We start from the raw sequence: 14671 nt of genomic DNA, 5'->3' as shown, positions 1-14671 counted from the left end.
TGCTGCGCTCGCTCGGGGCGGACCCGGTCGTGGTCGACGTCTTCGACGCGCCGGCGCTATCACGCGCCGTCGCATCAGCACGCCCCGATGTCGTGATCCATCAGCTCACCGACCTCCCGAAAGATCTTAACCCACGTGAGATGGGAGCAGCGATCGTTCGCACCGCTCGCATCCGTAGCGAAGGAACGCGGAACCTTGTCGGGGCCGCAATTGCCGCAGGTGCGCACCGGTTGGTGGCGCAAAGCATCGCGTGGGCCTACGCACCGGGGGCCGAGCCGCACGCGGAGACGGACCCGCTGGATACCGGGGCCGAGGGAGAGAGCGGTATTAACGTGCAGGGACTGATTGCGCTCGAAGATCTCACTTTGAAATCGCCGCCGCTCGAGGGCGTCGTCCTCCGCCACGGCCAGCTTTATGGCCCCGGAACCGCTTCGGACGAGCCGTCAAATTCTGCGCCCATTCATGTGGATGCGGCTGCCTATGCCGCTCTGCTGGCCATCGATCACGGCGGCCCGGGCATCTATAACATCGCACAGTCCAACAGAAGCGTGGCGACAGAAAAGGCACGCGCAGAGCTGGGTTGGACTCCCGATTTTCGTCTTCCGGTCTGACGATTTCGCGCAGCGGTTCAGCGCGCGAGCCCGTCCGACGCCTCGGCACCCGCGACGTTGTGGCGCCTCGCTTGCCAGGCGAGACCGAAAGTGATGGGTGCGCAGTCAGAACGGCGCTGATGACCCAAAGCGGACGTTCCGCGTGGCAGGCGTCACCGACCGTGGCGTCCGCGGAGCTCCGCCTTCACAGCAGCGGCATTGGACGTGCGTTCGCGGCGCCAGCGGTCTCGTCCCGCTCGGGCGGCAGGCTAAATTCAAACACGGCTCCACAGGGCTCGTTCGGAGACGCCCCCAATCGTCCTCCGTGCGCCAGGACAATCGAGCGGCAGATCGCCAAGCCCATGCCCATGCCCTCGGGCTTGGTCGTATAGAACGCCTCGAACAGGCGGTCGACACTGCTCGGATCCAGCCCGACCCCGGTGTCGTGCACCGCTACCGCCACGGCCCCGGAATCATCGAGATAGGATCGGATCCGCAGTTCGCGCGGCCGCTCCGTCACCTCCTTCATGGCGTCGATGCCGTTCATCATCAGATTCAGCAGTACCTGCTGCACCTGCACTCGGTCGCCCATCACGGGCGGAAGTTCGGGCGCTAACTCGGTCCTCAGCAGAATCCCATTCCGGAGCACTTCACCATGGACAACGGCGACCGTATCCTGGATCAGCTCGGTCGCGTCCACACATTCCCTGACGATGGCTGTCTTCTTGAGGAGCGCGCGCACCCGCCCGATCACCTCGCCGGCCCGATGCCCGTCCTCGACGATGTGCTCGAACGTCCTGCGCGCCTCCTCGAGTTTGGGCGGCTGGTGGTCGAGCCAGCGCAGGCCCGCATAGCCGTTGCTGACAATGGCGCCAAGCGGCTGGCTGACCTCGTGGGCAATGGAGGAGGTCAGCGCATTCATCGTTGTCACGCGCGTGATGTGGGCGAGCTCTGCCTGGGCCTTGTGCAGCGCCTCTTCGGCCCGCTTTCGCTCGGTGATGTCAGTGATTGTCACCAATACGCGATCGAGGTTGGAAGGTCGGGGCGGAAAGGTAATCGCGAGCAGGACTGTCAGTTTGTCTCCCTTCAGTGTTTGGAGAATCGTTTCGGCTGAGAAATACGGGTGCTCTTCCGCGACGGCGATCAACTCCCCGGCAAACGCTTCCAATGTTTCGGAGGTGAATACGGCATCCAGCGAGTGGAGGAGCTCATCCTTGCTCTGCGCCTTGAACAGTTCGACCGTTGCATCGTTTACGTCGACAACCTTCGCACACGAGATGGATTCTCGTACGAACTCCGGATGTGCTGCAAAATACGCACGGAAGTTTTCAACGCCTTCAACTCTCAGTTCGTCGATGGCCGCTTTGATCTGAGAGAAGTCCTCCTCCCAGATCGACACGCCCGCCGTCCGGAAGATGCTCTTATATCGTCTTTCGCTCTCCCGCAGCGCGTCCTCGGCGCGCTTGCGATCGCTGATGTCATTGTTGGTCTCCAGGGTCGCGACCGGAACGCCACGTACATCCTTTTGCAGGGACCACCGACTGGCCACGATCGCCTGCGTACCATCCTTCCTTGTGTGGACGAGTTCTCCTTCCCAGCGGCCGGTGCGGAGCAACCCTCCCATGACCGCTTCGAGCGGCACAGGGAAGATCGTGCGCATGAGTTGGTGAGAGATCCTGCCGATGGCCTGCGCCTTCTTCCACCCGTACTGCTCCTCGGCGCCGTGATTCCAGTAGGTGATGACATCCTTCATGTCGCGCACGAAGATCGTATCGTGGGTGAGGTCGAGAAGTCCTGCCTGCTCGCGCAACATCATCTCTTGTGATCGGCTTTGCACGGCGAGGAACGTCACAACGCCGATCGCCGCAGGGCTGAGAACGCGGTTCGAAATGGAGATGGTTGCCCAGGAGTCGCCGTATGGCGTCACAAAATGAGCGAGCACCGACAGTGCCATGCAGCCAAGGGATACGAGCACAATCTCGCGCGTTTGAAGAAACCGGGAAGACAGCAGCACAACGGCGACGAACAGCGTGGAGATCACCGAATCGGCAGGAGTGATTGCGTCGAAAATGAAGATCCCGATAGTGATGGCAACGCTAAGGATGAGAGAAGTACGCGAAGTGACCGTCGTCGGCGAAGTCGCATTGTCGTCCATTGGTTCTGCTCCGGCCCCTGTCAGGTCTCGAATCGGCTATGGAAGTCGCGGCGCGATCGCGGGCGGACGTCTGGTAAGCTGACGCGTCCGTTTCAGGAGCGCAGCACAGCTGCCTAGTCCCATCGCCGTCGTTCCTGCCTGCGACGACGGCAGCTTGTCCCGACACTTCTGTGGGGTGCAAGACCCAAGAGTCTTGTCCAAGTCTTGTCCCAAAGAGCAAGAAGAGTAAGTATTACTTCCATAGCTGTCGCGAGGGGCCTTTGAAAGTCGCCTGTTGGCCCATTGCGACAGATTTGATCTGTCGCGATGTGGTCCGCTCTCAGAGGCAAACCGGACTCGATTCGCTCGCCGCAAGTATTACGGCTTTTAACCCGGAGCGGACTTCGGCCGTCCTGGTTTTGGACAGAGAAGAAGTCCTTCTCGCTGGTTCAGGTTCATTCTGCGATAGCGCGTGTCAGAAGCACATCCTATGATGGCTACGCGGCACCGGCCGCAAAGCCAGTATCTTACTCGCTATGCGGAAACACAATCTTGCCGTACCCAACAACAGACGCACGAGGGCATCATGAAGCACGCATGTTTGGCCGGCTTGGTCGGCACCAGCTTGCTGGCCGCTTTGCCAGCTCCTGCCGGAGCCCAGACCGCAGTCACAGAACAAGAGGCTCGGTCAATCGCGGTCGATGCTTATCTCTATTTCTATCCGCTCATCTCAATGGATGTCACGCGGAAGGTGTTCACCAACATCGAGTCCGGTAAAATTCCGGGCAGAGGGCCGATGAACACTTTCCAGAGTATGCATGCATATCCATCAGCCAGCGACAAAGGCGTTGTTCGCTACAACTTCGACACCCTGTACTCCGCTGCATGGCTCGACATGACGAAGGAGCCGATGGTCGTATCGGTACCTGACACGAATGGGCGCTACTACTTGCTTCCGATGTTGGACATGTGGAGCAACGTGTTTGCTTCGCCCGGATGGCGAACCACTGGCACGCAGGCAGGCAATTTCCTGCTGACGCCACCCGGCTGGAGCGGCACCATTCCGCAAGGCTTGACGCGTATCGAAGCACCGACGCCTATCGTTTGGATCATCGGCCGCACCAAGACTGACGGCCCACCAGACTACGAGGCGGTCAATAAAATTCAGGCAGGGTATAAGGTCTCGCCGCTCTCGGAGTGGGGCCAGCCCCCTGTGCCAGCCAAAGTGACAATCGACCCCACGGTAGACATGAAGACGCCGCCCAAGGTTCAAGTGGACACGATGTCTGCGGAAAAATACTTTGCACATGCCGCCGAGCTTCTCAAGACGATCCCGCCGCACATCACCGATCAGCCAATCATCGCCCAATTGAAGAAGGTCGGCTTCGAGCCCGGCAAAAGCTTTGATGTTCAGAAACTCGCCCCCGCGATCCGGAAAGCTTTCGCGGACGTTCCCGAGGAAGCGCAGAAACTGATGGCATGGAAGATACCGACGCTCGCTCGCGTCGTTAACGGTTGGTCGATGAACACCGACACGATGGGCGTCTATGGCAACTACTACTTGAAACGCGCCATTGTCACCCAGGTCGGTCTCGGCGCAAACCTCCCAGAGGATGCCATATACCCGATCAACCTTGCCGACGAGAACGGCAGACCACTCGACGGAGCGAACAGATATACGCTTAGCTTTGACAAGGCGAGCGCGCCACCAGCGTATGCATTCTGGTCTATTACGCTGTATGACGCCGAAGGCTTCCAGGTCGCGAACCCCCTCAATCGGTTCAACCTCAGCAGTTGGATGCCGCTGAAATACAACGCGGATGGATCGCTCGACCTGTACTTCCAGAACGAAAGTCCTGGGCCTGACAAGGAAGACAACTGGCTTCCCGCCCCGAAGGGCGCGTTCAACTTGCTGATGCGTTTATATGCCCCGAAGTCGGAGGCGCTGACTGGCAAGTGGAACCCGCCCCCAGTCACGCGGGTGCAGGCACTGCAGAGCTTGAGCGCTCAATAAAATAACACGACCCAAGAACGCAGCGACGTGCAAATGCCGCTGCGTATACCCGAGATTGGACGCATGCCGGCTTCTGGCCCACTTCGGACCTTCCGCGATGTCCGCTATTCGGTCGCTATCAGGTGCAAACCGGACATTGAGCGGCTCGCATCCAGCACGCTCGATATTATGGGTACATGTCCTAGAAGGTGGCTGAACTCAGGCTCTGTGAGCAGCGAAACCCCAACACTTCCACGATCATGACCCCGCCGCCATTTGCCGCTTTCATCCTTAAGAGGATGGGCCAAAGCTGGACTGGCCAGCACTGACCATTTCATCAGTTCTCCTCCAGGTCGAGAAGGAAACGGCCTCAGCGAGGGGCAATAGGGAACACGCCGGGGCCGCTTCCCTAACGGGAAAGAAGAACACTTTCCACTTTTTCCCAAACATTGGCGAAGCTATTGGTTCCGTCATTGCGCTCTATCCCGGGGCGAGTACGACGCCGGGTTAAGCTCGCCCGTCCAGCGCGGCTAACGTTCCTGATATCCAAGACTAGGAACGTTCTGCGGAAGTGGTAGTTTGCGGTTCGGAATGTCTTGGTTGGTCAATGCCTCGTTACTTTTGCGCAATAAAGTTTTGGCGGCGTCTTAGGCGAATAGCTCGGCGCCCTCAGGCGTGATCTTCACGTAGGTGCCGCACCCGCGAAGCGCCATGGTAACACACGATAAGATGCAACTGCCATCAGGGGGCTGAGCGACCCCAGCGTGGGAGGATCGGGCATTGCAAGGCGAGGTGCGCTTGTACAGGCGAGCTTGCCCAGCGCTTACGCGCCTCGGCTGTACGCTCGGTTAAGGCGTACAGAGGCCCGTAGATGGTCTCTTGGGACTTCGTAGCCAATGGCCGGTACTGGGTCTGGCGAAGTTCCGAGCTGGAATGCTGACTGTCAATGTCGCATATTGGGGAGAAGATGGAAGAAGCCTCAACAACTCCTGATCAAGATAAGGCCGCGCGAATTAGGCTGGCCGAGATCGGTGGCGAATTGACCCCCGACGAGATAGCCGAGCTGCCTATCGCGGTGGTCTATAATTTGCTCCACCAGTTTGGCGAGGGCGCGTGGCCTCCAACCCCGGGCATGCCCCGATGACCTCCTGTCGGGCCTCGTCCCCAATTGGGCGCGGCGCGCTGGGGGCTGCCCACCGTCTGGACTTCTTCACTTTGATCAAATTCTGGCATTCGAATTGCTACCTGCAATTCTATGCCGCTCTATCATTTTAAACTCGTCGACAGCCGCATTGTGAGCGACCACGGGTGCACGATTTGCCGGACGAGACGGCCGCGCAAATCGTGGCAATCAAGCTCGTCCGGTCCCTCCGGGAGTCGCGGCCGGAGCTCATTGGCATGAACTGCCCGATTTCGGTAACCGATGAGAGCGGTGCCGGCATTCCACTGGATATTACCTAGAGGGTGGTAAGCGGGCTCGGCCGGCTGCCAAATTTCTCGGTTGACCGATGGCGACGGAACACTCCGAGCTCGCGGCGCAGCGCGTTCACCAAGAAAGCACGGTTCGGGGTATAACTCATCGGGTTAGTCGATTCGTTTGATGAGGTTCATTGAGAAATGGCGAAGTCGGCCAAGCTCGTCGCTGTCAAGCGCGGCAAGGTTCTCTTGGTGCGACGACGGTCCGACGGGCGGTGGATGTTCCCTGGCGGACGCAAACGACCGCGAGAGACGGATCTCGCTTGCCTTCGGCGCGAGATCAAGGAGGAGCTGCCGAAGCTGAAGCTTGGCCGGTTGCGGCTCTGGAAGGAAGTGAAAGCAAGAAACAAGCGGTCGGGCCGCAAGATGAGCGACGCAATCTTCGTAGCCACAAGCGCAAAGGGAAGACTGGCAATCGGCGACAAACGGGAAATCAGTCGCGCGGTCTGGCAAAAGCCCCGTGGTATCCGGCTAACGCCGACCTCGCGCTACATCCGGGACAAGCTTTTCGGGAAGGCCTGACGAGCGAGATCGGAGGTAGGAGGTCCCGTCTACCGGATCGAGGGTGCGGAACCGCTGCAACCAAATCGGGAGGAGAAGCTACGGAAAGCCTCAGGACGAAATCGCCGCCCACATCACAGAGTGGCTAGCATCTCCTAGGAGCGGCACCCAGTTGCTGGCATTACTCCCGATCTTCGGTCCATGTGCGCTTTGCGCACTGGCACTGAAATATGCGGACCGTCAGCCCTCGCCGCGAATCCATCAGCCGATAGGCAAGCTTTGGTTGAGCGCCGCATTCACACCGGCGCTCCTCATGGGTCTTTGCTCCTTGAAATTTATCGCCGCTGAAGAAGTTCATCACTCTATCCCTGCCAAAGAGTGATTCACTAAGTGCTAAAGTGAACATTTGTTCCCGCCCTAGACAAGAAAGCGTGTCAGGGGGCTGCGCGTAACGTAGGAACAGTGCGGAAGTGCACCCCCCCGTTTAGCGGGCGAGATAAGGGCATTCCGGCTCCCTATAATTTGTTGCGGCTGGTAGCTGGTCTTTTTAGCGGAATCGAGTTTCCCCATTGGAGGAATTTCTGATTCGAACTTCATGCTGAAGAACGGGGGCCAGCATGGATGACCCGACCCTATCCGGAAGACATTCGCGAACGGGCTCTTGCGCAGGCTGACGCTGGGGAGACTGCTCCTTCGATTGCGGCAGCGCTTCAGATCAGTCCGTCCTGTGTGACGAAGTGGAAGAAGCTGAGGCGAGGAGACCGGAGGCGTTTTACCCGGCAAGATCGGTGGTCGGGCTTCCGGATCATTCTCGTGACGGACGCCTGTGCGCTTCACTCGCAGAACCCGTCACGCAGCAAGAAGGCTTTGTTGATAGCGACTGCCGCTTTGGCTCCCTCTGCGATAGCGGCCGCGACGAGCAGAACGTCGCGCGACACGTCGCCGGCAACATATACGCCCGGCACGCTGGTTTCCTCCGTGGCCGAGTCCGTAACGACCCCTCCTTTTCTATCGCGTTTGCAACCAAGGAGCTCAGAGAGGTCCGATGCCTGATGGCAACCCGTCGAGAAAAACAGAGCTGCCCGATCAAGGTCAGGACCGCTTTTGAATCTGATCTTCGTGAGCACCCCCTCCGCGCCTTCAACCGATGCGATCGGCTCGTTCCGCAAGGGTATTCCGTGTTGTTTCAGCTTACGCGCCGCATCCGCACTGATCTCGGTGCCATCGCTGCAAGCCACAACATCCGCCATCCAGTGCTTCATCATGACGGCAAGGTCCGCCCCCTCATCTCCCTTGCCAAAAGCGGCAACGGGTTTACCGGCATATTCAAAACCGTCGCAGTACAGACAGTGATGGACTGAAACACCGTAAAGAGCCTCGACACCCGCTATCTCGGGGAGTTCGTCCACGATGCCGGTTGCGAGAAGAACTTTCGAAGCAATCCCCGTTGTGCCGTCGGCGCAGGTGAACTCGAAGCCTTCGTCGGCAGGCGTGATATCGTTGACCCGCGTCCAGCGGATTGAAACAGACTTGTAGCGGGTGAGTTCCTGTCGGGCTTCTCCGAGAAACGCGGATGGAGATCGGCCTTCACGCCCCAGCAGACCATGGATGGCATGCGAGGCGCGGTTGCGCGGCTGTTCGTCATCGCAAAGAAGGACCTGGCGATGGCATCTCCCCAGGATCAGAGCTGCGCTTAGTCCGGCAGGTCCGCCGCCAACGATAACCACATCGATTTTCATGGCGAGCACCTCTCTTTCACAATTTATATGGGACGCCTGCCGAGGGGGGGAACCCCTTGCGCCCCTTCGTTCGTTAGACATTAGGAAAGAACATCATGTCGAGCGCGCGACCAGCAGCGAAATGGAAGGAATTGGCGCTCGACGAGCGGCGTGAGCGACGCAGGCTCCGTCGGGAAAAGCAGCGCGAGGACAATGTCAAACGCGCCGCGAAGATGCATGCAGCACGGCTCAGGACGGGGGGCCACACCCCAAAGAGCTCGCCTAAACTGAAGTCATCCGTCTTTGTCGGATGTTCAGGCTGGCGTTACTGGAAATGGCGGAACTCGTTCTATGCGCGCGTGCCACAGGAAAAGTGGTTCGAGCGCTACTCAAAGCGTTTCGATACGGCCGAAATTAACGCATCCTTCTACTCGTGGCCGACCGTTGCGAACGTGCAGGCCTGGCGGCGCCAGCCCGGCAACAGGAAGTTCGTTTATTCGGTCAAGGTCTGCGATCTCATCACACATGTAAAACGGTTCAAGGGCACGAAGACGCTCATACGGGATTTTGGCATCATTGCCGATATCCTTGGCGAGCGGATGGGATGCTTTTTGTTTCAATTACCGCCGAGCTACCGCTACACCAAAGGGCGGTTGGATGCGATCGTGAGCCAGCTCGATCCCGCGCGCCGCAACGTCGTGGAGTTTCGGCACGTGAGCTGGTGGAATGAGGATGTTTACAGAGCCTTTCGGGAGGCCGGGATAATCTTCTGCTCCTGCAGCGGGCCGCGACTGCCGGACGAGCTTATCCGGACAGCTGATGAAGTTTACGTCCGCCTGCACGGCCCCAAACGCTGGTATCGGCACGATTATTCGAAGAGCGAACTGGAGAGCTGGGCGAACAGGATAAGAGCAAGCGGGACAAAGAGAGCCTGGGTCTATTTTAACAATGACAACGACGCTTACGCCCCCAAAAACGCGGCAGTCCTGCGGCGCATGCTGGAACTATCGCTTACCCGCCTTCGGAAGGACCCAGGACCTTTGCGTGTATCGCAAACGTCCAACGCGCCGCTTGGATCAACGCCGCGGGCCCAAGAAGCGCTCGGCATTAGTCCCCGAACCGAATCTGTCCGCACCAATAGATTGGACGGCAATACCTGTGCTAAGCGCCAGCTGAAAAATTCACGAGAGGAGAGATTCTGTCCCGGGCTTTCCTTGTGTGCGGATAGTTTCCGTAAGGAATGCACTCTGCCCGAGTAAAGCTGAAGCGTGCCGTACGGCACCTGATGGCCGAAGCGTTCGAGAGCTTCTTGCAGGCTCTGAAGGTTCTGGGGCACGCTGTCGACCAGCGTCCCTTCAACGTCGAAAATGATCCCAGAAAACATCGATCAGCTCCAGCTCATGGCTTCTATCCGATCTGGCCCGGCGGCATGGCCCGCGCTTTCTCAAGGGCTCTTGTCGCCTGGGCATCCAGCTCGGACCCCGACTGCTCACCTTTGAACCGTCTTCCTTCATCCAGCGCTTTGAGTTTCCCAGAGTCTTCGCCGAAGCCATGAAGAGCGGCTCGCTGCTGCTACCCCTAACCTCAATGGCATTTGACTTCCATAGCCATAGAAGAAGTCTTCGAATAACTTGATCGCCGCACATCAGGCTGTCACAAAACAGCAATCGTAACATTGATAGAACGACCTCAGATCGATGACGCCGAGGCGACCTCCATGCACTGCCTGATTTCGGTCGGGAACGTTGCGGTCCTGCCGAAAACACCGACGCCAATCATCGAGCAGTCGGCGAGATCAGGCTTTCGCTGGCTTCAATATGTCGTTCCGCAAAATTGAGGGCTAGCAGGTGATCGTTCGCGTGTTTCTGTCGGCAGCCGCGGGCCTTGCATCGGTGTTGGTTCTTCAGCACGCATTGGCCTTTCCGATCGAGGGCGTGAACACGTCGCTTCCCGTCGGAACCGAGCTGGACGATGACGCGGTCGATCAGCCGCGCGAGCAGTTTCACTCTGAGGCCATCGAAGGTCAGAAATCATATCTGGTGAAGCTCGGAAACATGGCGTTTAATACGCCTGCCATTCTCGCCGGCACCGCGCTGAAGGGCGACGTCAGTTGCGGCACATGCCACATCAACGGTTCTTCCAATGGGAAGCTGTTCATCCCAGGATTGTCGATCCGTCCTGGCGGTTTTGATACGACGAGTGCTCTGTTCAATCCGAAAGCCGAGAATTTCGTTCTCGATCCGGTTCGGGTTCCGAGCTTGCGCGGCGCGCGTTATCTCGCGCCTTGCGGCCTCGACGGCAGAAAGGAATCGCTGCGCGATTTTGTCCGCACCGTGATCGTCGATGAATTCTCAGGTCCCGATCCCGCGCCTGCGATCCTTGATGCGTTGGTCGCCTATATCGAGGATATCGATTTTCTGCCCAACCCCCGCATCAGTATCGGCGGAAAATTGGCGGCGGACGCCAGCGAGGCCGAGCGGCGCGGCGAGGCCCTGTTCAAGAAGCCTTTTCCGCATGACCCGGATCTGAGCTGCGCGGGCTGTCACATTCCGTCCGCCGCGTTCGTCGATAACAAGCGGCACGATGTCGGCTCAGGCGGGCTCTACAAGACGCCGACGCTGTTGAACGCCGATTTCAACGCGCCTTACTTTCACGACGCGCGTTTCACTAATCTCGATCAGGTCGTCGATTACTTCGATCGCTCATTCACGCTCGGCTATTCGACCCAGGATCGGGCCGACATGGTCGCCTATCTGAAGGCGATCGGCGACGCCGTGCAGCCGTATGACCCCCTCACCACGGCGATCCTGTTGCAGGACATTTTCGACTTCGCGAGCGTGCTCGGCACCGCCATTCAGGCGCATGACAATGGCGTCATTTCTCTCACGGTCGCAGCCGTTGGTGGTGATCTCAACGATGTGATGGATCGTATCTCCAAGGCGCGGCAGGCATCTGGCGCAATGCATTTATTCGGATGCCCTATGCGCGCGAATTTCTGACGCCCGCGGGCCTCATCAACGATACGTTCGAGAGCGCCATCACCTGGGATCGGTTCGAAAGCTTTCACGACAAGGTCAAACCAGCGACCGAACGCGCGATTCTGGAAGCAACCGGGATCAAGGGTGAAGTCACCTGCCGCTTCACCCACGTCTACCCGGACGGGCCCGCGCCCTATTTCTCCTTCCACGCGCGCGGCCGACACGGCGCGCTGCTCGAACAGTGGCAGGCCATCAAGAACGCGGCGAGCGACGCGCTGATCACGGCAGGCGGCACCATCACCCATCATCATGCCGGAGGTCGCGATCATAGGCCCTGGTACGACCGACAGCGGCCAGAGCTTTGCGCCGCCGCATTGCGGGCAGCCAAGCGCGAATTGGATCCGGAAGGCATGCTCAATCCGGGCGTCCTGATTGATGCCTAGGCGCGCGCTGTCGAAAGAGCTCTTCGCGCGCGAGATCCCGCCGTGCTACGTAGCGTCGGCATTTTAAGGCCGGTTTGCGCCAAAAGCTGTGCTTCTACGACGTCGCGTTTCCTCGCGGACTCGATGACATGATCGAACAGCGCGGCTACTCGCGCTCTATATTCGCAGAGCCTCCATGGCACAGATGATCCGGTTGCGCCATTGCTTGGCTCGACGAGAGGGTGCTGGCGTCCGGGATGGCTCGGCGCGCCGTGGCAACAGCTCAACGGTGAATTGGCATCGCGCAGGACATCAGGCGCTCCCGGCAAGAGGAACGAAACAGTGGCGCGGTCCAGATGGCTTAAGATCTCTGAGGCGCCGAGATCACACTAAGCCGAGTCGGCGAGTTTGCTTCCATCTCGCTTATCTCCGCAGCTACGCGGCTGCGCCGCATCCCTTGTCTTGAAAATATGAGATTGAACTAGGAACCTTCGCGAACCGGCGCGTTCGTATTCGTACAAAGTGACGCTACGATGGGGAGGACCCTCCATGCGAACCATAATCGTTGCGATGCTTGTTGCGAGCGGAACCCTGATCGCCCTGCCGGCGCTGGCGCAGCAGCAGACGGCACCCAACCCGCAGCAGGTGCAAGAGGAGGCGGACAAGGGCGCCAAGACCCGCCAGTCCGGCGAGTCAGGCTATGTCGGTGAGCAGGAAAAGCCGGGCGCTTCCACCCATCCTCCTGGGCGGACTGACACTGCTCCGCCGACAACGGGCTCAGCCACCGGCACCTCGACGGGGGCGGCTGGCAGCGCTGAAAGGCCGCGTTGAGCCTCGTAGAGGGTAGCAAGCCTGCATGTGACCGCGTCGCCTCACGTGCTAGTTTAAGCGTTTTGCCGTTTGACAGGGAGGTTACGCGCGACTGAAATTCAGGCTTGGTGGCGGAGCTGGAGAAGACAATGCTGTGTCCGAACCAAACGCGACGCTCGCTTCTTTTGACGACGCTCGCGGCCGGAGCGTTCCTGGCGGCGAACAGGTTCGCTGCGGCGCAGGAAGATCAGCCCGGCAGCAGCGACCGGCCGAAGAAAGGGGATCTCCTTGTTGTCTCCGAAGGAGAGCGTGCCGGCGACGCCATCAAGCCCGATGATTTGAAGCTCGGCGACCCTCCGCTGCACGCTTGGCCAAAGGACCCCGAGACTTCGGTAGTCCGCAACGGCTCGCGGCTCAACGAGATTCTGATCATAAGGCTTGATTCGCTGAATTGGATGAGGAGACCCGATCACGCTCTGCTGAAGGCATCGTTGCCTATTCGGCGATCTGTACTCACGCCGGATGTTCTGTCGCCGGTTGGCTGAAGTCCGAGACGGGCGACAAAGACGTTCTTAAATGTTTTTGTCACAACTCCGAATTCGATCCCCGCGAGCGCGCGCAAGTCGTGTTCGGGCCCGCGCCCCGTCGTTTGCCGGCACTGCCGTTGGCGATAGCCGACGGCTCGCTCACCATAACTGCAACCTTCGTTGGAAAGGTAGGTGCTCAACAGCCAGGGTGATGGGGCGTGGTCGCATCCGATTCCTGTGCCCCAGACGATCGCACCACCCACCATAGGGGAGGGAGAGAAGAGCACAGGGAGATGGCGTCATGACCAGAAAGCAATGGCTATTGTCGGGTTGTGTTGCGTTCACAACCCTTATCTCAACCGCTGCTGTCGCCGGTCCGATCGAAAATTACAGCCCGGTGACGCAAGCCCGCCTTGAAAATCCCGAACCCGGCAACTGGATGCTGTATCGGCGGACTTATGATGGGCAGGGCTATAGCCCGCTCCAGCAGATCCACACACAGAACGTGAAGAGCCTGATGCCGGTATGGACTTTCTCCACCGGCGTCATCGAAGGCCATGAGGCCCCGCCGATCGTCAACAACGGCGTGATGTTTGTCACGACGCCGATGGGCCAGGTGATCGCGCTTGATGCCAAGAGCGGCGACGAATATTGGCGCTACAAGCGGTCACTTCCGGAAGATTTGTTCCAATTGCATCCGACCAACCGCGGCGTCGGCCTGTGGCAGGACAAGCTCTATCTCGCCACGGCGGACGATCACGTGGTCGCGCTTGATGCGAAGACCGGCAAGGTGGTCTGGGACACCAAGGTCCAGGACTATAAGAAGGGCAGTATTTGACCCTGATGCCGCTGGTTGTCGACGGCAAGGTCATCGTCGGCGGATCCGGCGGTGAATTCGGCGTCCGCGGCTATATCGCCGCCTACGACGCCAATAGCGGCAAGGAGTTGTGGCGAACCTTCACTATCCCCGGCCCCGGCGAACCCGGCCATGATACTTGGACGGGCGACGATTGGAAGACCGGCGGTGGGTCGGCCTGGATGACCGGCAACTACGACAAGGACACCAAGACCATTTATTGGGGTGTTGGTAATGCTGCGCCGTGGCCCGGGGACGCTCATCCCGGTGACAATCTCTATACGACCTCCGTGCTCGGCCTCGATCCTGAGACTGGCAAGATCAAGGCACATTTCCAGTACCATCAGAACGATTCCTGGGACTGGGACGAGGTCGAGGCACCGATGCTGGTCGACCTGCAAAGGGATGGCCGATCCATCAAGAGGTCTGATCCATCCGGGACGCAACGCGATCTTCTGGATCTTGGAGCGCAAGCCGGACAAGATCAGCTACCTAGCCGGCTGGGCATTGAGCCGGAGAGCGGTAAGCCGATTGTCGACCCCGCGCACAAGCCTGTGGTTGGCAAGCGGGTCGAGTTTTGCCCGTCACTGTGGGGCGGCAAGGACTGGCCATCGGCGGCCTACAGCCAGAAAACGAAATATGTCTATGTGCCGGCCATGGAGAACA

The 14671-nt window shown here is 59.3% G+C and carries 9 protein-coding genes and 3 pseudogenes; 10 read left to right on the top strand and 2 right to left on the bottom strand.

Annotated features, from left to right (window positions below; all coding sequences use genetic code 11):
• On the top strand, positions 1-611 hold a 611-nt coding region (locus CWO89_RS29320; RefSeq protein WP_245476635.1), incomplete at its 5' end, for an NAD-dependent epimerase/dehydratase family protein.
• 184 nt (positions 612-795) lie between these two features.
• Here CWO89_RS29320 and CWO89_RS29315 read toward each other — a convergent pair.
• Positions 796-2745 carry a PAS domain-containing sensor histidine kinase gene (locus CWO89_RS29315; protein ID WP_130582068.1) on the bottom strand — a complete coding sequence of 650 codons (1950 nt, stop codon included), beginning with the start codon at positions 2743-2745 and terminating at the stop codon, positions 796-798.
• Positions 2746-3310: 565 nt separating this feature from the next.
• Between CWO89_RS29315 and CWO89_RS29310 the strand changes: the two genes are divergently transcribed.
• The 3 genes and pseudogenes from CWO89_RS29310 to CWO89_RS49675 all read left to right on the top strand — a co-directional run.
• Positions 3311-4738 carry a DUF1254 domain-containing protein gene (locus CWO89_RS29310; RefSeq protein WP_130582067.1) on the top strand — a complete coding sequence of 476 codons (1428 nt, stop codon included), beginning with the start codon at positions 3311-3313 and terminating at the stop codon, positions 4736-4738.
• Between the two features lie 1596 nt (positions 4739-6334).
• Positions 6335-6715: an NUDIX hydrolase gene (locus CWO89_RS29305; protein WP_130228715.1), complete on the top strand. Its 381-nt coding sequence runs from the start codon at positions 6335-6337 to the stop codon at positions 6713-6715.
• A gap of 600 nt (positions 6716-7315) precedes the next feature.
• A pseudogene (locus CWO89_RS49675) lies at positions 7316-7432 on the top strand (helix-turn-helix domain-containing protein); the annotation flags it as partial.
• 95 nt (positions 7433-7527) lie between these two features.
• Here CWO89_RS49675 and CWO89_RS29300 read toward each other — a convergent pair.
• Positions 7528-8433, bottom strand: a complete 906-nt coding sequence (locus CWO89_RS29300; RefSeq protein WP_165421388.1) for an NAD(P)/FAD-dependent oxidoreductase — start codon at positions 8431-8433, stop codon at positions 7528-7530.
• A gap of 95 nt (positions 8434-8528) precedes the next feature.
• On the opposite strand from CWO89_RS29300, the gene CWO89_RS29295 reads away from it, so the two are divergent.
• From CWO89_RS29295 to CWO89_RS29270, 6 genes and pseudogenes are all read left to right on the top strand, one after another.
• Complete coding sequence (locus CWO89_RS29295) at positions 8529-9671, top strand: DUF72 domain-containing protein (RefSeq protein WP_130582065.1); 1143 nt, start codon at positions 8529-8531, stop codon at positions 9669-9671.
• Between the two features lie 588 nt (positions 9672-10259).
• On the top strand, positions 10260-11411 hold the full coding sequence (locus CWO89_RS29290) for a cytochrome c peroxidase (protein ID WP_245476634.1): 1152 nt from the start codon (positions 10260-10262) through the stop codon (positions 11409-11411).
• The gene (locus tag CWO89_RS29285) at positions 11387-11833 is read left to right on the top strand and encodes an FAD-linked oxidase C-terminal domain-containing protein (RefSeq protein WP_245476633.1); all 447 of its coding nucleotides are present in this window, start codon (positions 11387-11389) and stop codon (positions 11831-11833) included. The genes CWO89_RS29290 and CWO89_RS29285 overlap by 25 nt, the downstream gene beginning before the upstream one ends.
• Positions 11834-12361: 528 nt before the next feature.
• The gene (locus CWO89_RS29280; protein WP_130582064.1) at positions 12362-12643 is read left to right on the top strand and encodes a hypothetical protein; all 282 of its coding nucleotides are present in this window, start codon (positions 12362-12364) and stop codon (positions 12641-12643) included.
• Positions 12644-12771: 128 nt separating this feature from the next.
• A pseudogene (locus CWO89_RS29275) lies at positions 12772-13361 on the top strand (QcrA and Rieske domain-containing protein).
• An 89-nt stretch (positions 13362-13450) separates the two neighbouring features.
• Positions 13451-14671: pseudogene (locus tag CWO89_RS29270) on the top strand (outer membrane protein assembly factor BamB family protein); the annotation flags it as partial.

It is taken from the genome of Bradyrhizobium sp. Leo170, assembly GCF_004296405.1.
Taxonomy (GTDB): domain Bacteria; phylum Pseudomonadota; class Alphaproteobacteria; order Rhizobiales; family Xanthobacteraceae; genus Bradyrhizobium.
This window is presented reverse-complemented; position numbering and strand designations above follow the sequence as displayed.

Coding starts and splice junctions, on each gene's coding strand:
- CWO89_RS29315 (WP_130582068.1), bottom strand. CDS start 2,745: ATGGACGACAATGCGACTTCGCCGACGACGGTCACTTCGCGTACTTCT.
- CWO89_RS29310 (WP_130582067.1), top strand. CDS start 3,311: ATGAAGCACGCATGTTTGGCCGGCTTGGTCGGCACCAGCTTGCTGGCC.
- CWO89_RS29305 (WP_130228715.1), top strand. CDS start 6,335: ATGGCGAAGTCGGCCAAGCTCGTCGCTGTCAAGCGCGGCAAGGTTCTC.
- CWO89_RS29300 (WP_165421388.1), bottom strand. CDS start 8,433: ATGAAAATCGATGTGGTTATCGTTGGCGGCGGACCTGCCGGACTAAGC.
- CWO89_RS29295 (WP_130582065.1), top strand. CDS start 8,529: ATGTCGAGCGCGCGACCAGCAGCGAAATGGAAGGAATTGGCGCTCGAC.
- CWO89_RS29285 (WP_245476633.1), top strand. CDS start 11,387: ATGCCCTATGCGCGCGAATTTCTGACGCCCGCGGGCCTCATCAACGAT.
- CWO89_RS29280 (WP_130582064.1), top strand. CDS start 12,362: ATGCGAACCATAATCGTTGCGATGCTTGTTGCGAGCGGAACCCTGATC.